Origin of the sequence: Pseudomonas sp. Bc-h (assembly GCF_002080045.1) — a bacterium.
GTDB lineage: Bacteria > Pseudomonadota > Gammaproteobacteria > Pseudomonadales > Pseudomonadaceae > Aquipseudomonas.
Genome location: NZ_MUIN01000004.1, coordinates 152,846 through 171,592, shown reverse-complemented (window position 1 = coordinate 171,592; position 18,747 = coordinate 152,846). Strand labels below are relative to the sequence as shown.

Sequence of the window (18,747 nt, the reverse complement as noted above, 5' to 3'; positions counted from 1 at the left end):
GAATAGCCGCCGCTACGGCAGGCACGCACGATTAACGACCCTACCGGGAGAGAGACAGACAATGGCACTTATCAGCATGCGCCAGATGTTGGACCACGCCGCCGAATTCGGCTATGGCGTTCCAGCATTCAACGTGAACAACCTGGAACAGATGCGCGCCATTATGGAAGCGGCCGACAAGACCGATTCCCCGGTGATCGTTCAGGCTTCGGCCGGCGCGCGTAAATACGCCGGCGCCCCGTTTCTGCGCCACTTGATCCTGGCGGCAATCGAAGAATTCCCGCACATTCCGGTGGTCATGCACCAGGACCACGGCACCAGCCCTGCGATCTGCCAGCGTTCGATCCAGCTGGGCTTCAGCTCGGTGATGATGGACGGTTCCCTGCGCGAAGACGGCAAGAGCCCGGCTGACTACGAGTACAACGTGCGCGTCACTCAAGAAACCGTTGCCATGGCTCACGCCTGTGGCGTTTCGGTAGAAGGTGAGCTGGGCGTTCTGGGTTCTCTTGAAACCGGTATGGCCGGCGAAGAAGACGGCGTTGGCGCTGAAGGCGTTCTGGACCACAGCCAGATGCTGACCGACCCGGAAGAAGCTGCTGACTTCGTCAAGAAGACTCAAGTTGACGCATTGGCTATCGCCATTGGCACCAGCCACGGCGCATACAAGTTCACCAAGCCGCCTACCGGCGACATCCTGGCGATCGAGCGCATCAAAGAGATCCACAAACGCATTCCTAACACCCACCTGGTGATGCACGGTTCTTCGTCCGTTCCTCAGGAATGGCTGAAAATCATCAACGAGTTCGGCGGCGACATCAAAGAAACCTACGGTGTGCCGGTAGAAGAAATCGTTGAAGGCATCAAGCACGGCGTGCGCAAGGTCAACATCGACACCGACCTGCGCCTGGCCTCCACCGGTGCCATCCGTGAGTTCATGGCAAAAAACCCAAGCGAGTTCGACCCGCGTAAATACCTGGCGAAAACCGTTTCGGCCATGCGCGATGTCTGCATCGCCCGTTACGAAGCCTTCGGCACCGCTGGCAACGCCTCCAAGATCAAGCCGATCTCCCTGGAGAAGATGTTCGAGCGTTATGCCAAAGGCGAGTTGAACGCCAAGGTCAACTGATCATCATTTGATCAGGTAATACCTACGAAGGAGCCCGCAGCGATGCGGGCTTTTTTGTGGGTGACGTTTCTTATTTGACGGGCAGGCCAATAGTCCGTCCGACATACGCTGGCGCTGGCTGGTCTTGTTGCGCTTCAGTGAGCAGGCGTAGCGCTTCCAGCGACTGTTCGCTGAACGGTGCGGACTTGGGGCCTGCGGCGAGGTCAACGTGCAACAGCATCTGCTCGCTGGCTGCCAGTTCTTCATCGCCTCCGGCCTTGTAGAGGCTGTGATAAAGCTGAACGCGCTTGCGGTCGTGACCAACGATCTGAGTGCGCACTTCCACTTCTTCGCCGAGTTTCACCTCGTGCAGGTAGTTGATGTGGGCTTCGAGGGTGAACAGCGAGTTGCCGCTGGCGTCGCGGTCGTTGCTGGCCAGGCCGATGCGGTCCATGAAGGCGTCGGTGGCGAAGCTGAAGATCAAGAGGTAGAAGGCATCGCGCAGATGGCCGTTGTAGTCGACCCAGTCGGCGAGGATGGGGGTTTTGTAGGTGACGAGAGCAGGCATGGAAGTGTCCTGTTACTAAAACATGATTGTACCCACGCTCACCGTGGGCACGCATCGGTTGACGCTCTGCGTCATTTGGGACGCGGAGCGCCCATGACTGCATTCCCACGCGCAGCGTGTGGAACGATCAGGGGTAATTCGTGCGCGATCAGTCGCTGAATGCCATCCCATGCTTGGCCTTGGTGGTCTTCACCGCTTCCAGTACCGCCAGCAGGCAGTCATCGCGATAACGCTCCAGCGCCGAGATGCTGTGGCTGCCAAGCTGATCGCTGGTGCCATCGACGACATCGTCGATCAATTTGTCAGTCAGTTCCGGCGCAGGCAGATACGTCCACGGCAGCTGCAGCGCCGGACCGAACTGAGCCATGAAGTGACGCATGCCTGCATCGCCCCCGGCCAGGGTGTAAGTCAGGAAAGTGCCCATGAACGACCAGCGCAGACCGGCGCCGAAGCGAATCGCATCGTCGATTTCGCCAGTTGTCGCCACGCCGTCGTTAACCAAGTGCAGGGCCTCACGCCACAACGCCTCAAGCAGGCGATCGGCGATGAACCCCGGTACTTCCTTGCGCACGTGCAGCGGGCGCATGCCTAGCGACTCATAAACCTTGATTGCAGCCTGAACGGCTTCCGGTGCAGTGTTCTTGCCGCCTACCACTTCTACCAACGGCAGGAGATACACCGGGTTGAACGGGTGGCCGACCACGCAACGCTCTGGGTGAGTTGCACTCTCGTAGAACTCCGAAGGCAATAGACCCGAAGTGCTGGAGCCAATGATCGCGTTGGGCTTGGCTGCGGCGCTGATCTTGCTGTGCAGATCGAGTTTCAGGTCCAGACGCTCCGGGGCGCTTTCCTGAATGAAATCGGCGTCACGCACACATTCCTCGATGGTCGCCACAAAACGCAATCGATCCTGCGACGCGCCTGTTGCCAGACCTTTCTGCTCCAGCGCAGGCCAGGCATTGGCGACGCGTTTGCGCAGCGCAGCTTCCGCACCCGGCGCCGGGTCCCAGGCCACGACGTCCAGCCCATGGGCGAGAGCGCGCGCAACCCAGCCGCTGCCGATGACACCGCTACCCAGCGCGGCGAAGGTTTTGATTTCGGTGATGAAGGTCATGGTATGTCCTGAAGAAAATCTGGATGGCGAAAAAGGCTCTGTAGCTGCCGGCTTGCCGGCGGAGGTGATCATGAAGAGGCCACCGCCGGCAATTCGTGCTGCTACAGGGGGAAAGTCGAGCTGGATCAGAAGCGTTTTTTCAGGCCCATCTTCACGCGGCCTTCAGCCGGGGTCATGACCCGAGCCCCCATACGGCTGAGGATTTCGCTGGCGCGTTCGACCAGCGCACCGTTGCTCGCCAGTACGCCTTTATCCAGCCAGATGTTGTCTTCCAGACCGACGCGCACGTTGCCGCCCAGCAGCACCGATTGCGCCGCCATCGGCATTTGCATACGACCAATGCCAAAGCCGGCCCACACCACGTCGGCTGGCAGGTTATCGACCATCGCTTTCATGGTGGTGGTATCTGCCGGAGCGCCCCACGGGATACCCAGGCACAGCTGGAACAGCGGGTCATCCAGCAGGCCTTCCTTGAGCATTTGCTTGGCGAACCACAGGTGACCGGTGTCGAAGATTTCCAGCTCTGCCTTCACGCCCAGTTCCTGAATGCGCTTGGCGCCTGCGCGCAGTTGGGCCGGAGTGGAGACATAGATGGTGTCGCCGTCGCCGAAGTTGAGCGTGCCGCAGTCCAGCGTGCAGATCTCCGGTAGCAAGGCTTCAACATGAGCCAGACGGGTCAGCGGGCCGACCAGGTCGGTGTTCGGACCGAAGTCGGTAGGACGCTCGCCCGGGCCGATTTCCAGGTCGCCGCCCATGCCTGCGGTCAGGTTGACGATGATGTCGATGTCCGCCTCGCGGATGCGGTCCATGGTTTCACGATACAGCTCGACGTCACGGCTGAACTTGCCGGTTTCAGGATCTCGCACATGGCAATGCACGACGGTTGCGCCTGCTTTGGCAGCCTCGACGGCAGCGGCTGCAATCTGTTTCGGGGTGATCGGGACCAGATGGCTTTTCCCGGTCGTGTCGCCAGCACCGGTGAGTGCGCAGGTGATGATGACGTCGTGATTCATGAGTGAGGTTCCTTGCAGGCCAGTGCGTTTGTCGTGACGCGGGATTTTGCCACCCGCTTTTGAGGTGCAAAGCTACGCAGCCAAAGCCCCGTCAAAACGCACAGCGGCGACAAGCTCTTGCACGGTAGCGACCTGTGTTGTTGCCTCGTTGTCTGAACAGGCGTATCTCATGATCATCCGTAGCAGTCCGGCTTGCCGGCAGTGGCTTCGTTGAGTTCGCTGCCGCCGGCAAGCCGGGCTGCTACAGGTCCAACCTTCCCAAGGAACGCGCCAACGATGTCCCAGGATTTCTACTTTCTGCTCATGCCCGGCTTTTCGATGATGGGCTTCGTCTCGGCGCTGGAGCCGTTGCGGGTGGCTAATCGGTTTGGGGGCGAGTTGTATCGCTGGCACATTCTGAGCTTCGATGGCGGGCCGGTGATTGCCAGCAACGGCATGTCAGTTAACGCCGATGCTGCGCTGGAGCCGTTGAAGAAGGGCGCGACGCTGTCTGTGATGGGAAGTGTCGATCCGTTGAAGTTTTACAACTCGACGCTCGAACACTGGCTGCGGCGTCTCGATCTGGAAGGCGTAACCCTGGGCGCCATCGACACCGGCAGTTTCGTGCTTGCCGAGGCAGGGCTCTTAGAAGGCTATCGCCTGACCCTGCATTGGGAAGCGCTGGACGCGTTCAAGGAAACCTACCCCACGCTGCAGGCGACTCAGGAGCTGTTCGAGATCGACCGCCGCCGTATCAGTTCGGCCGGCGGCACGGCCTCCATCGACCTGATGCTCGACCTCATCGGCCAGGCTCACGGCCCGGATCTGGCGATCAAGGTCTCGGAGCAATTCGTGCTCGGCCGCATCCGTCAGCGCAAAGACCACCAGCGCATGCAGATCGCCACCCGCTACGGCATCAACAACAAGAAGCTGGTGCAGGTCATCGGTGTGATGGAGCAGCACACCGAGCCACCGCTGAGCACTCTCGAACTGGCTGAAGGCATTCAGGTAACGCGTCGCCAGCTGGAGCGGCTGTTTCGCTTGCACCTGAACGACACGCCAAGCAACTTTTACCTGGGCTTGCGTCTGGAGAAAGCCAGGCAGTTGTTGCGTCAGAGCGACATGAGCGTGCTGGAAGTCAGTATTGCCTGCGGCTTCGAATCACCGTCGTATTTCACCCGCAGCTACAAGGCGCGGTATGTAATGTGCCCGAGGGAAGATCGAGGGCGGGTAGCGCGGGAGCCGAAGCTCGTTTGACTCTGAATTATGGTCAATTATACTTGCGACCATAAATTATGGTTTCGGCAATAATTGGGTATAAATCATGACAAAGCGGACCGGCTTTGTATTCAGACGCGACAGCCTTGCCCTCACCATCGCGCAGGGTCTGATCGGAGAAGGCTTGCACGATTATTCCTCCGGGCTTTTTTTGGCGGCGCCCCGTCGCACGGGTAAAAGCACCTTTCTGCGCGAAGATCTGGTGCCTCAATGCCTGAAGCAGGATTGGATGCCGGTCTACGTGGATCTGTGGGCGGATCGGGAGAAGGATCCTGCGGATCTCATCAGTGCAGCCGTTGCCGCAGCGTTGGTCCCCTACGAGAAAGGGATACGTAAGCTCGCCAAATCAGCGGGCCTTGAAAAGCTCAATTTCCTGCGCACGCTCTCTTGGGATTTCACCAAGCCGCAGTTGCCTGTTGGCGCAACGCTGACGCAGGCGTTGGAGTTGCTGCACAGCGCTGCACAGAAAATGATCGTGCTGATTATCGACGAGGCCCAGCACGCTTTGACCAGCGAGGCGGGCGTCAATGCGATGTTTGCATTGAAGGCTGCACGCGATGAGCTCAACCAAGGTGTTGAGCGCGGTATTGGCGGATTGCGGCTGGTCCTCACAGGCTCCAATCGGGACAAGCTGGCGCATCTGGTGTTGAACAAGAACCAGCCGTTTTATGGGTCGAGCATCACGCCGTTTCCCTTGTTGGGCAAAGATTTCACCAAGGCTTACACCGCCCATCTGAACAGCCATCTGGCGCAAACCAACCAATTTACTGCGGTCGATATCGATGCTGCGTTCGACTTGGTGGGGCGTCGACCTGAAATGCTGCGCACGATCATCGGTGATGTCGCGCTGGAGCTTGGGGAGGCGGAAAACCTTGGCGAACTGCTACGTAATAGCGCCGAATCGCTGCGCGCTGGCGTCTGGGAAGAATTTGAAAGCGCCTATAACACGCTGACGCCCCCGCAACGCGGCGTGTTGGACGTAATGGCCGATCGCGCGCACGACAACCAGCCGTTTGCACCGTTTGCCGATGCGACAGTATTGGCAGTTGGCAAAGCGTTGGAGCGCTTGGGCAGTGACGTCGTGCCCGGTACGCAAACCATTCAGGCGGCAATCGACTCGTTGCGTGAAAAAGAGCTGGTCTGGAAATCCAATCGGGGGGCTTACGCTCTGGAAGACAAGGCGTTTGGCGAGTGGTTGAGACAGCGCAGACTTTAGCAGCACGGCTTGCCGGCGGTCGCGGTCTGCCTGATGCCGATGTACCGACCGACAGGGCCCTGTCGCCGGCAAGCCGCGCTGCTACAGCGGCGTGTGTTACTTCACGGCCTTCATCAACGCCGAGCATGCCGCCTTGTAAGCCTCGTGCTGATATTTGTTCAGCGCCGCTGGCAGTTCGAAGGCGTGCTTCTTGAACTGCGCATTGATGGTCTGCGGTGACAGCAGGATCACATCGCAGTCTTCCAGCAACTGGAAAATCGTCTCGATCTTGAAGGTGGTAGGGCCGCCGGCGAATTCGCCTTTTTTGCTGCGCTTCTTGATGGCGATGTGGGCGATGCCGTTTTCCCGCACGAAGTTGGAAATCTGCGTGGCGAAGTTCTTGACGTTGACGGCTTCGTCATCGTCTTCCAGCGCGATCTTCTTGGTGGCCAGAGGAATGTGTTCGAGGGCGCCAGATGCGCGAGTGGCGACAGCGAAGATGGCTTCGCTGCCTTTGATTTCTACGCCGCAGATGTTCATGTGCTTACCTTGAGCTGATAACGGGCATCAGGGTAGCGCATTCAACGGTCACTCGGACTGCGCGATGCTTTCCAGATACTCCGACCGCTCGTCGCTCATGCGCGCCAGACAGTCGTTCTGGCCGATGTTGAATTCCTTGCTGCCGGGTTTGGCAGGAAAGACTTCAACGGCGCAATCGGCGTCACGCAGTTTCTTCCAGGCGTCCTCGGCGGTTTTCAGCTTGGCGATGAATTCGTCGGATTGTGCCTTGTTGGCGCCGAACTGAACCTTCACCCGCTCCAGCAGGTTCTGGAAGTTCTCATCCAGCAGTTTGACTGCCGTGTCGCGGCTGTAGACCGAGCACTCGAGGGTCTGCTGATCTTCGTCCACGCCGTCGCAGGGCGTGGCGTCCGGGTTGGCGGCTGCGTGTGCGCCTGTCGCGAATAGAGCCAGAGCCAGAAAAATCGTCTTCATTGAGGTTTCCCGATTCAGTGATGCGCTGAATTCTCGCCCAAGCGCGAGGCAAAGAACAGTTATCAAACGCAGTCTGCCGCGCCCTGCAGCCGCGTTTTGTCGTTTCCAGACGGGTTCGGGGACGCCAGGGTCGCTTTTTTGAGCCGCTTTTCCCACTGAGTCTCTGCGTTGCACGTTTAATTTAATTAAACAGCGCGTTTATATTGTTTATAAGTAAGCCTATCCGCCGGACGTTTCTGGAAGTTGTAACAGAGGCTTCGCGACGCATAATGATCCGAGTAGCATCGCTCGCCGAATGTCAGGAATTTTGGTTTCCCGTTAGCATTTACCAAGGGGCAATAAAATGGCGATTGATGCTTATATCCAGATTGAGGGTATTCCCGGCGAAAGTCTCGACGACAAACATCGGAACTGGATAGAAATTCTCGGGTATAACTTCGGCACCCACCAAAGCACCTCGGCGACCGCGAGCTCGACAGGAGGAGCGTCCTCCGGCCGGGCAACCGTGACGACCTTCAACTTTACCAAGTTTCTCGACTCGGCAAGCTGCAAACTCATGGAAGCCAACTGCGCCGGGCAGCACTTTGCGAAAGTGACGATTGCGTTGCACCGGGCGGGCGGGGACAAGCTCAAATATTAAGAAATCGTCCTTGAGGAAGTGATCATATCCGACTACTCCCAAAGCGCGAGCGATGGCGTGCCGCGTGAGGTCGTACAGCTCGACTACGGCAGGATCAAAGCCAATTACACCCAGCAACGTCGCAACGACGGGAGCGGTGGGGGTAATGTCACTGGTGGCTGGGATCGCATTAAAAACACGATCTACGCTTAAGGGCCGTTTATGTCGCGGTCTTACAGCTTCATCAATGACAGATGCAAACCTATTTTTCGATCAAGGCAAAACTGCCCTTGGGACGACGCGCGGCCGAGAAATTCGATGTGCTTAATGCCCACATCCGCAACTCCACCGTAGTGGCGGGAGAAATCGTCATCGTCCCCGATGATTCAACCTCTGCGTGCACGTCTGAAGAAGCCGAACTCATGAGGCTTGCCACGATGACCCATCAGGGCCTCATCGATAACAACGCAGGAGGCGACGACTTCATCGTGGCCAACCACGAACTAATCACGCGTCTACTGGGCAATACCTCCATCGGCATCGGAATAGCCGCTGACGCTTGGGAAAAGCATCTGGAGCAGATCAAGACCACGCTCGACAGCATTGATGCCCTGCATAAGCAACACATGGCCTCGGGAACGCTGATCGAACGAAATCTGTTCTACACCAAACGCCGCCAGCTTTTCGACAAGCTTGAAAAGTTGCTGAAAAGCTTCCTCAGCTTGGGAGCCGGCCTGCGGAATTCAGGCTCGATCCGGCGAATGCTAGGGGTCTCAACTAAAAGCTACCTGCACACTGGTGAGATCAAACACTACGCCGAAAAAACGGGCGGCGTTGCAAAAGCGGCGAAGCTAATAAAAAGAGGGGCTTACGTAGGGATAGTTCTCGATACTGCATCGACGGCGGTTGATATCAAGACGGCTTGCTCGACGGGCCGGGAGGAGGAGTGTACGAAGGCGCAATATGTCGAGGGAGGTAAACTTGCAGGGGGGCTGCTCGGCTCTGCAGGAGCGGGACTTTTTGCTGGCAAGGCAGCTACAGCACTTTGCATCACGGTGCTTGGAGTTACTACCGGCCCAGGAGCCTTAGCATGTACGGTCATCGCTGGTGCAGCAGTAGGGTGGGGCGGAGGCGAAATAGGTGGAATAGTTGGTGAGGGGAGTGGAAAAACGCTATATGGGATCGTTCACGAATGAAAGGTCTCGATCCGGGAATATTCGGGCTTATCGTACTCACACTTTTGTTTTTTAACCTGATTGGTCTTGTCGGTGTGACCGTTTACGCTCGCGAGAAGATTGATAGATTGCTCTTTAAGTGTTCTGTGGTGGCTGACAACAAAGCGACCTTAGGCAGTTTGGGACTGATGGGGGACATTGTCAGGGTTGGGGTTGCAGGGAGTCTTTTGATTTTTCCAAAAATATATGCGAATAAAACCATTGTAGATGAACAACAAATCAACGCCTTTCCAGCAAAATTGAAAGCGATGATTGTTGCGCAATGGATGGCATTGGTTGTAATAATGTCTGCTTTGCTTGTTTTGAGTATGTGGATGAGTTCGTCAAATTTTTGATCGGCTTGAAGCTCAACGAGCGGGATTAGGAGAGGATGGTAGGAGTGTCGGTAAATCTTTGGTGAGAAGCTTTTTGAGACCATGGAAAGACGTCTTGGGTGCGTGAAGATACTAACTATCTGATTGTTTTTTCTGCGAACGCCCCGGAGTTTATTATGACAATCAGAAGCGGACACTATCGTCATCGTGGCGCTATTCATTCTGCGGATCATGACTTTGTCGTTTTGACGATAAGTGTCCTTTTCGTAGTCACGCTGTTGTATACGGTGTTGATAACGTTGTATCTGCGAAACAAGATTAATAAATCACTGGATAACTGTTTAGCGGTTACGCACTCTAGTCTGTTCCAGATCGGGACCGGGTTTCTAGGAGATATCAGAAAGCTGGCCATCGTAAGCGCGATGTTCCTTCGGCCTCAAATGTTCCTGAAACTGGGGTCCATCGACGTGGAGCAGGTCAATACATTCCCAAAAAAATTCAAATACATGATGTTGGCTCAGGTGGCTCTGGTCGCATTGACGACGTTAATCACCCTCGTGTTTTTTGTTTGGGCGCATCTTCCCGGTTTCTGAAGTCCGCCCCAGAGCGACCCCCCTCCTGCCTGAATCGTTGAATCGCGAGGATCTGCTGCGTCGTCGTGCTTTTGCCTTTTGTCGTTTCTTGACGCTTTCGGCAATTCCCCTGTCGTTTTTGCACCCGGCTCATCCGACCCTCAAGCATATGCTGGCCCCAAAGCGCCGGCAGACGATTCGGCGAGTGATTAACCTAAAGGGGACAGCCTGATGAGCCCAGCCGAATTGCACGCCGACAGCATCGTTATTGACGGGCTGATCATTGCCAAATGGAACCGTGAGCTGTTCGAGGACATGCGCAAAGGTGGCCTGACCATGGCCAACTGCACTGTTTCGGTGTGGGAAGGTTTTCAGCAGACCGTCAACAGCATCGCGTCCAGCCAGAAGTTGATCCGTGAAAACAGCGACCTGGTGATCCAGGTGCGCAACACCGCCGACATCCGCAAGGCTAAAGAACTGGGCAAGACCGGGATCCTGTTCGGCTTTCAGAACGCACACGCCTTCGAAGACCAGATCGGCTACGTCGAGATCTTCAAGCAGTTGGGCGTCGGCATCGTGCAGATGTGCTACAACACCCAGAACCTTGTTGGCACCGGCTGCTATGAGCGCGACGGCGGCCTGTCGGGCTTCGGTCGTGAAATCGTCGCGGAAATGAACCGAGTCGGCGTCATGTGCGACCTGTCTCACGTCGGTTCCAAGACGTCCGAAGAAGTCATTCTTGAATCGAAGAAGCCAGTGACCTATTCGCACTGTCTGCCTTCGGGTCTGAAAGAACATCCACGCAACAAATCCGACGCTGAGCTGAAGTTCATCGCTGACCACGGCGGCTTCGTGGGCGTGACCATGTTCGCGCCGTTCCTCGCCAAGGGCATCGATTCGACCATCGACGACTACGCCGAAGCCATCGAGTACGTGATGAACATCGTCGGCGAAGACTCCATCGGTATCGGTACCGACTTCACTCAGGGCCACGGCCAGGAATTCTTCGAATACCTGACCCACGACAAGGGCTACGCCCGCCGTCTGACCAACTTCGGCAAGATCATCAACCCGCTGGGTATCCGCACCGTCGGCGAGTTCCCGAACCTGACCGAAACCTTGCTCAAACGCGGCCATTCGGAGCGCGTCGTTCGCAAGATCATGGGCGAAAACTGGGTTCGTATCCTGAGCGACGTCTGGGGCGAATAAGCCTGGGCGATCACTGAATTTTCCCTCTCCCGTTCGCGGAGAGGGCATCCAACAAAATTTTCTGGAGTTAAGTTTCCATGGCCAAGATCGCCCCGCAATTGCCAATCGAAGTCGACAGCGAGACTGGTGTCTGGACCTCCGACGCCCTGCCGATGCTGTACGTGCCGCGTCATTTCTTCGTCAACAACCACATGGGCATCGAAGAAGTGCTGGGCGCTGAAGCCTACGCCGAAATCCTCTACAAGGCCGGTTACAAGTCCGCCTGGCACTGGTGCGAGAAAGAGGCCGAGTGTCACGGCATCGAAGGTGTCGCGGTGTTCGAGCACTACATGAATCGTCTGTCGCAGCGTGGCTGGGGCCTGTTCAAGATCCAGGAAATCGATCTGGATAAAGGCACCGCCAGCGTCAAGCTCGAGCACTCGGCATTCGTTTATGTGTACGGAAAGGTCGGCCGCAAGGTCGATTACATGTTCACAGGCTGGTTCGCCGGCGCCATGGACCAGATTCTAGCTGCCAAGGGCAGTGCCGTTCGCACCGTAGCCGAGCAGGTTTACGGCGGTTCGGAAGAAGGCCACGAAGATGGCCTGTTCGTCGTAAAACCGTTGTAAGCCGAGGACCGTGAAATGGCTTTCGAAGCAATGTTTCAGCCGATCCAGATCGGCAAACTGACAATCCGCAACCGCGTCCTCAGTACCGCGCACGCCGAGGTCTACGCCACTGATGGCGGCATGACCACCGACCGTTACGTGAAGTACTACGAGGAGAAAGCCAAGGGCGGCATCGGTCTGGCCATTTGTGGCGGCTCCTCCAGTGTTGCAATCGACAGCCCGCAAGGCTGGTGGAAATCGGTCAACCTGGCGACTGACAAGATCATCCCGCACTTCCAGAACCTTGCTGACGCCATGCACAAGCACGGCGCCAAGATCATGATCCAGATTACCCACATGGGCCGTCGTTCCCGCTGGGACGGCGACCATTGGCCGACGCTGATGTCGCCATCGGGTATCCGCGAACCTGTACACCGCGCGACCTGCAAGACCATCGAGCCGGAGGAGATCTGGCGCGTGATCGGCAACTACGCCAGCGCCGCAGCCCGCGCCAAGGCCGGTGGCCTGGACGGCGTGGAACTGTCGGCGGTGCACCAGCACATGATCGACCAGTTCTGGAGCCCGCGGGTCAACAAGCGTACAGACGAGTGGGGCGGCAGCTTCGAAAACCGTATGCGTTTCGGTCTTGAAGTGATCAAGGCCGTGCGCAAGGAAGTCGGTCCTGACTTCTGCGTCGGTCTGCGTATTTGCGGCGACGAATTCCATCCGGACGGTCTCAGCCATGAAGACATGAAAGAGATCGCCAAGTATTACGACCAGACCGGGATGATCGACTTCATCGGTGTGGTGGGCTCGGGTTGTGACACGCACAACACTTTGGCCAACGTTATCCCCAACATGAGTTATCCACCGGAGCCGTTTCTTCACTTGGCGGCTGGTATCAAGGAAGTGGTCAAGGCCCCGGTCCTGCACGCGCAGAACATCAAGGACCCGAACCAGGCGACCCGTATTCTGGAAGGCGGTTACGTCGACATGGTGGGCATGACCCGCGCTCACATCGCCGACCCGCACCTGATCGCCAAGATCAAGATGGGCCAGGTCGACCAGATCCGTCAGTGCGTCGGTGCGAACTACTGCATCGACCGCCAGTACCAGGGCCTGGATGTGCTTTGCATCCAGAACGCCGCGACCTCACGTGAATACATGGGTGTGCCGCACATTATCGAGAAGACCACCGGCGTGAAGCGCAAGGTCGTGATCGTCGGTGCCGGTCCTGCCGGGATGGAAGCTGCACGTGTGTCTGCCGAGCGTGGTCACGACGTCACCCTGTTCGAGAAGAAAGAATTCATTGGTGGGCAGATCGTGACGGCGTCCAAGGCGCCGCAACGTGACCAGATCGCCGGTATCACACGCTGGTATCAGCTGGAGCTGGCTCGGCTGAAAGTCGACCTGCGGCTCGGCACTGCTGCAGACATCCCGACCATCATGGACCTGCGTCCGGATGTGGTGGTGCTGGCAGTGGGCGGTCATCCGTTCCTGGAGCAGAACGAGCACTGGGGCGCGGATGAAGGTCTGGTGGTCAGCAGTTGGGACGTGCTCGACGGCAAGGTTGCGCCGGGCAAGAACGTGCTGGTCTACGACACTATCTGCGAGTTCACCGGGATGTCGGTTGCCGACTTCATGGCGGACAAGGGCAGCCAGGTCGAGATCGTCACCGATGACATCAAGCCGGGCGTGGCCATCGGCGGTACGTCGTTCCCGACCTACTACCGCAGCATGTACCCCAAAGAAGTGATCATGACCGGCGACATGATGCTGGAAAAGGTCTACCGCGAAGGCGACAAGCTGGTGGCGGTGCTGGAGAACGAATACACCGGCGCCAAAGAGGAGCGGGTGGTCGATCAGGTGGTGGTCGAGAACGGCGTGCGTCCTGACGAAGAGCTGTATTACGGCTTGAAGGAAGATTCGCGCAACAAGGGCCAGATCGACATCGACGCCCTGTTCGCGATCCAGCCTCAGCCTTCGTTGAGCCAGCCGGGTGACGGCTACCTGCTGTTCCGCATCGGTGACTGCGTGGCGCAGCGTAATACCCACGCCGCGATCTACGACGCGCTGCGGCTCTGCAAAGATTTTTAATTACACATGATCGTTCCCACGCTCCGCGTGGGAATGCCGCAAGGGACGCTGCGCGTCTGTTTCAGTGACGCGGAGCGCCACGGTATGCATTCCTACACGGAACGTGGGAACGATCAGCCCCTGGCGAGACCCTCGGTCTTTGGGAGCTCCACATGTTGAACACCCTTCTTCCAATCCTGCTGTTTGCCGCATTGGGCCTTGGTGTCCTGGGCGCATTGCGGCGGGTGGCCATGTGGCGCAACGGGCGTGCGTCCAAGGTCGATCTGCTGGGCGGCCTGATGGCGATGCCCAAGCGCTACATGGTCGACTTGCACCACGTGGTCGCGCGGGACAAATACATCGCCAACACCCACGTTGCCACGGCGGGTGGCGCGGTGGCGTCGATCATTCTGGCGATTCTGGTCCACGGTTTCGGCCTGCATAACCGTGTCCTGGGCTATGCATTGCTGCTGATGTCGGCAGTAATGTTCGTCGGCGCGATCTTCGTCTATATGCGTCGTCGCAATCCACCAGCGCGCCTGTCCAAAGGCCCGTGGATGCGCTTACCAAAAAGCCTGCTGGCGTTCTCGGCATCGTTTTTCATCGTGACGCTGCCGGTGGCTGGCATCCTTCCTGAAAACTTCGGTGGCTGGTTGTTGGCAGTCATCCTGGGGATCGGCGTGCTGTGGGGCGTTTGCGAGCTGTTCCTCGGAATGACCTGGGGCGGGCCGATGAAACATGCCTTCGCTGGTGCATTGCATCTGGCCTGGCACCGTCGCCCCGAGCGTTTTGGCGGTGGTCGTTCCACTGGTCTCAAACCGCTGGATCTGGCCGACCCAACTGCGCCATTGGGTGTGGACAAACCCAAGGATTTCACCTGGAACCAACTGCTTGGCTTCGACGCCTGCGTGCAGTGCGGTAAATGCGAAGCCGCATGCCCGGCCTTCGCTGCGGGCCAGCCGCTGAACCCGAAAAAACTCATTCAGGACATGGTCGTCGGTCTAGCGGGCGGAACGGATGCTAAATTCGCGGGCAGCCCTTACCCCGGTAAAGCGATTGGCGAACACAAGGGCAATCCACACCAACCGATCGTCAACGGGCTGGTGGACGCCGAGACGCTGTGGTCCTGCACCACCTGCCGCGCCTGCGTGGAAGAGTGCCCGATGATGATCGAGCACGTGGACGCCATCGTCGACATGCGCCGGCATCTGACACTGGAAAAGGGCGCGACTCCCAACAAGGGCGCCGAAGTGCTCGAGAACCTCATCGCGACCGATAACCCGGGCGGTTTCGCACCGGGCGGCCGGATGAACTGGGCGGCGGACCTCAACCTCAGCATTCTCAGCGACAAGAAGGCCACCGACGTGCTGTTCTGGGTCGGCGATGGTGCTTTCGACATGCGCAACCAGCGCACCCTGCGTGCTTTCGTCAAAGTGCTGAAAGCGGCGAAGGTCGACTTCGCGGTGCTCGGTCTCGAAGAGCGAGACAGTGGCGACGTGGCGCGCCGTCTGGGTGATGAAGCCACTTTCCAGATGCTCGCCAAGCGCAACATTCAGACTCTGAACAAGTATAGCTTCAAGCGCATCGTTACCTGCGACCCGCACAGTTTCCATGTACTGAAGAACGAGTACGGCGCCTTCGATGGCAATTACCTGGTACAGCATCACAGCACCTACATGGCCGAATTGATCGGCGATGGCGCTCTTAATCTGGGGCAGCACAAAGGCTCCAGCGTGACCTATCACGACCCGTGCTACCTGGGCCGTTACAACGGCGAATATGAAGCGCCGCGCGACGTGCTCAAGGCGCTGGGCATCGAGGTCAAGGAAATGCAACGTTCCGGTTTCCGCTCCCGCTGCTGCGGTGGTGGTGGCGGCGCGCCGATCACCGACATTCCGGGCAAGCAACGTATTCCCGACATGCGCATGGAAGACATCCGCGAAACCGGCGCCGAGTTGGTGGCCGTGGGTTGTCCACAATGCACCGCGATGCTCGAGGGCGTGGTCGAGCCGCGTCCGATGATCAAGGACATCGCCGAACTGGTGGCCGACGCGTTGCTGGAAGAACAAGCCGCGCCAGCCAAACCGGCTCCGGTCAAACGCGAACCTGCGGAGGCGCACTGATGAGCGACATTATCCGCCGCGACCCTCGTGCCGAGTGGATCGCTCGCAACCGCCTGCACCCGCTGCATGCTGCCATGCAGCCGCAGCAGGCAAGCTGGATGGGGCCTAACGGTGTCATCCGCAAAAACGTGCACGGCATCGGTTTCATAGGCCCGAACGGCATCAAACGCATTGACCGCAGCGGCGCTCAGCAGGGCGGGTCAGTCAAACGTTCTGCTTCAGTGGAAGTGCAATTGCCACTGCATCAAATTGCCGATCCTGCTTTCTACATCGCAGTGGTCCCGGACATGGTTGGCGGCCGCTTGAGCAGTCACGACCGCGACTTGCTGGGACTTGCTCACAGCCTGTCTGGTAAGGACGGCGCTGTGCTGGCCGTGGTATTCGGCGAGCACAAGGAGAGCGCCTTCGAAACAGCAGGTGTGGACCGTCTGCTGGTGTTGGAAGGTAGCGAATTCAGCGGATACTCACCAGAGCAGCGCGTGCAAGGCTTGCGCGCTGTGGATAACCAGTTTGATCCGCGGCATTGGTTGTTGCCTGACAGCCGCAGCGGCGGCGGGGAATTAGGTCGCCGTTTCGCTGCAAGCATTGGTGAACGGCCAGCGACGCGCGTCTGGCAGGTCAAGGATGATCGAGCCACAGGCCGGGCAGGCGCAGGCCGTGAAGATGTGTTGCGGCCGGTATCGCGCCTGATTCTGGCGGCTGCCGAGTGCGCCGAACCCGTCAGTGAGACTCGCCACGAAGCGCTTCCGATTGAGTTGTCCACAACCATCGCGCGAAGCATTGCTCGGATTGAGGATTTGGGCGCGGTGGCGGTCGATCCGGCACTTATCCCCATGGCAGAAGCTGAATTCATCTTCTCCGGCGGCAACGGCGTCAGGGACTGGGACCTGTTCCACCGTACCGCTGCAGCCTTGGGCGCGACCGAAGGCGCATCCCGCGTGGCGGTGGACGATGGCTACATGACTCGTGATCGCCAAGTGGGCGCATCCGGCACTTGGGTCACTGCGCGCGTATATGTGGCTGTGGGTATCTCCGGCGCGATCCAGCACCTACAGGGCATTGGCGCGTGCGACAAAGTCGTGGCGATTAACCTTGATCCGACTTGCGACATGATCAAACGTGCTGATTTGTCAGTCATTGGCGAAAGCGCCGAGGTGCTCAAGGCGCTGATTGAGGCCGTCGAGGCCTACCGGAATGAGGCGAAACGCGATGCAGCCTGACAAAAAAATGCCTGTGGATAAAAGCGCTTTGCACGTCATTAGTCTGATTTCTATCGGCGCGCACCCGACATCCGGTCGTCCTCGCCGGGCAGAGCAAGATGCCCGGGCCGTGGAACTCGGCCTGCAGCTGGCTGGGGATAACTTGCACGTACTGCATGCCGGCAACGCCGAAGAGCCTGCGTTGCGCGCCTATCTGGGCATGGGCCTCAGCGAACTGCACGTACTGGAACAACCCCAAGGCGCCGACGCGCTGCCGGGCCTTGCCGATTACATTCGAGAATCCGGCGTGCAACTGGTGCTAGCCGGGAGCCAGGCTGAAACCGGTGAGGGTTCCGGCATGCTGCCGTATCTGCTGGCGGAAAAGCTCGGCTGGCCGCTGGTCGTCGGCATGGCGGAAGTCGAATCCATCAGTAACGGCAGTGCACAGGTACTCCAGGCTTTACCTCGCGGCCAACGTCGCCGACTCAAAGTTCGTCTGCCATTCCTCGCTACTGTGGATAACGCGGCACCCAAACCCCGTCAAAGCGCTTACGGCCCCGCGCAACGCGGTGTTCTGGACGTGGAGCAGATCGACGTCGTTATCGACGAGTTATTCACAGGCGCCGAACTGACACCCGCCAAACCTCGGCCGAAACGCCTGAAAGTCATCAAGGCCAAAAGCGGTGCAGATCGGATGAAAGCTGCGACGGCCAAGGCCAGTGGCGGCGGTGGGCAAGTGCTTAAAGGTGTAAGCGCTCAGGAAGGCGCAGCGGCGATTTTGAAGTTGTTGGTGGAGGAGGGGGTGGTTCGGTAACGCTTTCTCTAGGTTATTCAAAGGCGCACAGGTAGCGCCTTTGAATAGGTCATTATGATGCGGTCAATCTGGAAACGAGGTTCAATATACATATCTCGTATTTAAGAATGGCTTTCGTGAGGGAGGCCGCTACAAGTACGCAAATCGGAATGCTAACAATGGGGATTAAGTACTCATAAGAAGGTGCGAATTTCTTGAAAAGAAACTTTAGCAAGAGTGCAACGGGTACCGCTAATGAGATGTTTAAGATAATTTCTTTCATTGTTGGGTTTTCTCTAACCGGAGCGAGGGCTTCTTTCGCTTTAAGCGAAATAAGCTAATTGAATTTCAGTAGCCTCCGCCACAATAGTTAAGTCCTTCGGGACTGTTGAAACTATCTTCAATCAGCGATCCTGTGCTGCTGCAGAGCTGGACCAACAGACACATATTTGTGGTGCTAAGTTCTCTAATTTTTATCCTGCAACCATCCAGGTTGCTCCCTCAAAAGTTCTGGATGCTGAGTAAAATTTCGATAATTATATGTTGATTCCGCGCAGTATAATTCGTTAGGTGCACAGCGGTTAGCGTAACTGTGGGTACCACTATTATAAAGCGAATGATCTGGTGTGAAGGCGAAGAATTTTTATTGTTTACAGGTTTAAAAAGTCTATTCACCAGAAATAGGAGCGGTAAGCCGAATAGTATGTTTAACAAAACGTAGCCCAATGTGCTTCTCCTTGAGACGCTATACCCACCGCTCCTGCGCCTACGATAG

At 57.7% G+C, this 18,747-nt stretch carries 17 protein-coding genes and 1 pseudogene; 13 read left to right on the top strand and 5 right to left on the bottom strand.

Annotation, left to right across the window (positions count from 1 at the left end):
- The first annotated feature begins 61 nt into the window (after positions 1 to 61).
- A complete protein-coding gene (fba, locus tag BWR59_RS07700) occupies positions 62 to 1,126 on the top strand; it encodes a class II fructose-bisphosphate aldolase (protein WP_081565042.1) in 1,065 nt (354 codons plus the stop codon).
- Positions 1,127 to 1,196: 70 nt separating this feature from the next.
- Here the strand turns inward: fba and BWR59_RS07695 are convergent, their stop codons facing one another.
- The 3 genes from BWR59_RS07695 to BWR59_RS07685 all read right to left on the bottom strand — a co-directional run bounded on the left by BWR59_RS07695 (position 1,197) and on the right by BWR59_RS07685 (position 3,800).
- Complete coding sequence (locus tag BWR59_RS07695) at positions 1,197 to 1,673, bottom strand: thioesterase family protein (RefSeq protein WP_081565041.1); 477 nt, start codon at positions 1,671 to 1,673, stop codon at positions 1,197 to 1,199.
- Between the two features lie 148 nt (positions 1,674 to 1,821).
- On the bottom strand, positions 1,822 to 2,787 hold the full coding sequence (locus BWR59_RS07690; protein ID WP_081565040.1) for an L-carnitine dehydrogenase: 966 nt from the start codon (positions 2,785 to 2,787) through the stop codon (positions 1,822 to 1,824).
- A 125-nt stretch (positions 2,788 to 2,912) separates the two neighbouring features.
- Complete coding sequence (locus BWR59_RS07685) at positions 2,913 to 3,800, bottom strand: 3-keto-5-aminohexanoate cleavage protein (protein WP_081565039.1); 888 nt, start codon at positions 3,798 to 3,800, stop codon at positions 2,913 to 2,915.
- A 276-nt stretch (positions 3,801 to 4,076) separates the two neighbouring features.
- Between BWR59_RS07685 and BWR59_RS07680 the strand changes: the two genes are divergently transcribed.
- On the top strand, positions 4,077 to 5,036 hold the full coding sequence (locus BWR59_RS07680; protein ID WP_081565038.1) for a GlxA family transcriptional regulator: 960 nt from the start codon (positions 4,077 to 4,079) through the stop codon (positions 5,034 to 5,036).
- 67 nt (positions 5,037 to 5,103) lie between these two features.
- Positions 5,104 to 6,273: a hypothetical protein gene (locus tag BWR59_RS07675; RefSeq protein WP_081565037.1), complete on the top strand. Its 1,170-nt coding sequence runs from the start codon at positions 5,104 to 5,106 to the stop codon at positions 6,271 to 6,273.
- 96 nt (positions 6,274 to 6,369) lie between these two features.
- Here BWR59_RS07675 and BWR59_RS07670 read toward each other — a convergent pair whose 3' ends face one another.
- Together BWR59_RS07670 and BWR59_RS07665 are read right to left on the bottom strand one after the other, a co-directional pair.
- The gene (locus tag BWR59_RS07670; RefSeq protein WP_081565036.1) at positions 6,370 to 6,792 is read right to left on the bottom strand and encodes a DUF3010 family protein; all 423 of its coding nucleotides are present in this window, start codon (positions 6,790 to 6,792) and stop codon (positions 6,370 to 6,372) included.
- Positions 6,793 to 6,840: 48 nt separating this feature from the next.
- Positions 6,841 to 7,245 carry a lysozyme inhibitor LprI family protein gene (locus tag BWR59_RS07665; RefSeq protein WP_081565035.1) on the bottom strand — a complete coding sequence of 135 codons (405 nt, stop codon included), beginning with the start codon at positions 7,243 to 7,245 and terminating at the stop codon, positions 6,841 to 6,843.
- 343 nt (positions 7,246 to 7,588) lie between these two features.
- On the opposite strand from BWR59_RS07665, the pseudogene BWR59_RS07660 reads away from it, so the two are divergent.
- The 10 genes and pseudogenes from BWR59_RS07660 (at position 7,589) to BWR59_RS07615 (ending at position 17,993) form a co-directional block, all read left to right on the top strand.
- Positions 7,589 to 8,077: pseudogene (locus BWR59_RS07660) on the top strand (type VI secretion system tube protein Hcp).
- Between the two features lie 41 nt (positions 8,078 to 8,118).
- Entirely contained in the window at positions 8,119 to 9,060 is a 942-nt protein-coding gene (locus BWR59_RS07655) for a hypothetical protein (protein ID WP_143490791.1), read from the top strand.
- A complete protein-coding gene (locus BWR59_RS07650) occupies positions 9,057 to 9,434 on the top strand; it encodes a hypothetical protein (RefSeq protein ID WP_081565034.1) in 378 nt (125 codons plus the stop codon). Before BWR59_RS07655 ends, BWR59_RS07650 begins: the two co-directional genes overlap by 4 nt.
- 98 nt (positions 9,435 to 9,532) lie before the next feature.
- Positions 9,533 to 10,006: a hypothetical protein gene (locus tag BWR59_RS07645; RefSeq protein ID WP_143490790.1), complete on the top strand. Its 474-nt coding sequence runs from the start codon at positions 9,533 to 9,535 to the stop codon at positions 10,004 to 10,006.
- A gap of 210 nt (positions 10,007 to 10,216) precedes the next feature.
- Positions 10,217 to 11,194 carry a dipeptidase gene (locus tag BWR59_RS07640; protein ID WP_081565032.1) on the top strand — a complete coding sequence of 326 codons (978 nt, stop codon included), beginning with the start codon at positions 10,217 to 10,219 and terminating at the stop codon, positions 11,192 to 11,194.
- 77 nt (positions 11,195 to 11,271) lie between these two features.
- Positions 11,272 to 11,802, top strand: coding sequence for a DUF5943 domain-containing protein (locus BWR59_RS07635; protein WP_081565031.1), 531 nt, complete (start codon positions 11,272 to 11,274; stop codon positions 11,800 to 11,802).
- Between the two features lie 15 nt (positions 11,803 to 11,817).
- A complete protein-coding gene (dgcA, locus tag BWR59_RS07630) occupies positions 11,818 to 13,878 on the top strand; it encodes a dimethylglycine demethylation protein DgcA (RefSeq protein WP_081565030.1) in 2,061 nt (686 codons plus the stop codon).
- A 152-nt stretch (positions 13,879 to 14,030) separates the two neighbouring features.
- Positions 14,031 to 15,980: a dimethylglycine demethylation protein DgcB gene (gene dgcB, locus BWR59_RS07625; protein WP_081565029.1), complete on the top strand. Its 1,950-nt coding sequence runs from the start codon at positions 14,031 to 14,033 to the stop codon at positions 15,978 to 15,980.
- On the top strand, positions 15,980 to 17,200 hold the full coding sequence (locus BWR59_RS07620) for an electron transfer flavoprotein subunit alpha/FixB family protein (protein ID WP_081565028.1): 1,221 nt from the start codon (positions 15,980 to 15,982) through the stop codon (positions 17,198 to 17,200). Before dgcB ends, BWR59_RS07620 begins: the two co-directional genes overlap by 1 nt.
- Positions 17,190 to 17,993, top strand: coding sequence for an electron transfer flavoprotein subunit beta (locus BWR59_RS07615; protein ID WP_081565027.1), 804 nt, complete (start codon positions 17,190 to 17,192; stop codon positions 17,991 to 17,993). Before BWR59_RS07620 ends, BWR59_RS07615 begins: the two co-directional genes overlap by 11 nt.
- The last annotated feature ends 754 nt before the right edge of the window (positions 17,994 to 18,747 follow it).

Bases quoted from the DNA above. Each gene is read 5' to 3' on its own strand.
- fba (WP_081565042.1), top strand. From the start codon at position 62: ATGGCACTTATCAGCATGCGCCAGATGTTGGACCACGCCGCCGAATTC.
- BWR59_RS07695 (WP_081565041.1), bottom strand. From the start codon at position 1,673: ATGCCTGCTCTCGTCACCTACAAAACCCCCATCCTCGCCGACTGGGTC.
- BWR59_RS07690 (WP_081565040.1), bottom strand. From the start codon at position 2,787: ATGACCTTCATCACCGAAATCAAAACCTTCGCCGCGCTGGGTAGCGGT.
- BWR59_RS07685 (WP_081565039.1), bottom strand. From the start codon at position 3,800: ATGAATCACGACGTCATCATCACCTGCGCACTCACCGGTGCTGGCGAC.
- BWR59_RS07680 (WP_081565038.1), top strand. From the start codon at position 4,077: ATGTCCCAGGATTTCTACTTTCTGCTCATGCCCGGCTTTTCGATGATG.
- BWR59_RS07675 (WP_081565037.1), top strand. From the start codon at position 5,104: ATGACAAAGCGGACCGGCTTTGTATTCAGACGCGACAGCCTTGCCCTC.
- BWR59_RS07670 (WP_081565036.1), bottom strand. From the start codon at position 6,792: ATGAACATCTGCGGCGTAGAAATCAAAGGCAGCGAAGCCATCTTCGCT.
- BWR59_RS07665 (WP_081565035.1), bottom strand. From the start codon at position 7,245: ATGAAGACGATTTTTCTGGCTCTGGCTCTATTCGCGACAGGCGCACAC.
- BWR59_RS07655 (WP_143490791.1), top strand. From the start codon at position 8,119: ATGCAAACCTATTTTTCGATCAAGGCAAAACTGCCCTTGGGACGACGC.
- BWR59_RS07650 (WP_081565034.1), top strand. From the start codon at position 9,057: ATGAAAGGTCTCGATCCGGGAATATTCGGGCTTATCGTACTCACACTT.
- BWR59_RS07640 (WP_081565032.1), top strand. From the start codon at position 10,217: ATGAGCCCAGCCGAATTGCACGCCGACAGCATCGTTATTGACGGGCTG.
- BWR59_RS07635 (WP_081565031.1), top strand. From the start codon at position 11,272: ATGGCCAAGATCGCCCCGCAATTGCCAATCGAAGTCGACAGCGAGACT.
- dgcA (WP_081565030.1), top strand. From the start codon at position 11,818: ATGGCTTTCGAAGCAATGTTTCAGCCGATCCAGATCGGCAAACTGACA.
- dgcB (WP_081565029.1), top strand. From the start codon at position 14,031: ATGTTGAACACCCTTCTTCCAATCCTGCTGTTTGCCGCATTGGGCCTT.
- BWR59_RS07620 (WP_081565028.1), top strand. From the start codon at position 15,980: ATGAGCGACATTATCCGCCGCGACCCTCGTGCCGAGTGGATCGCTCGC.
- BWR59_RS07615 (WP_081565027.1), top strand. From the start codon at position 17,190: ATGCAGCCTGACAAAAAAATGCCTGTGGATAAAAGCGCTTTGCACGTC.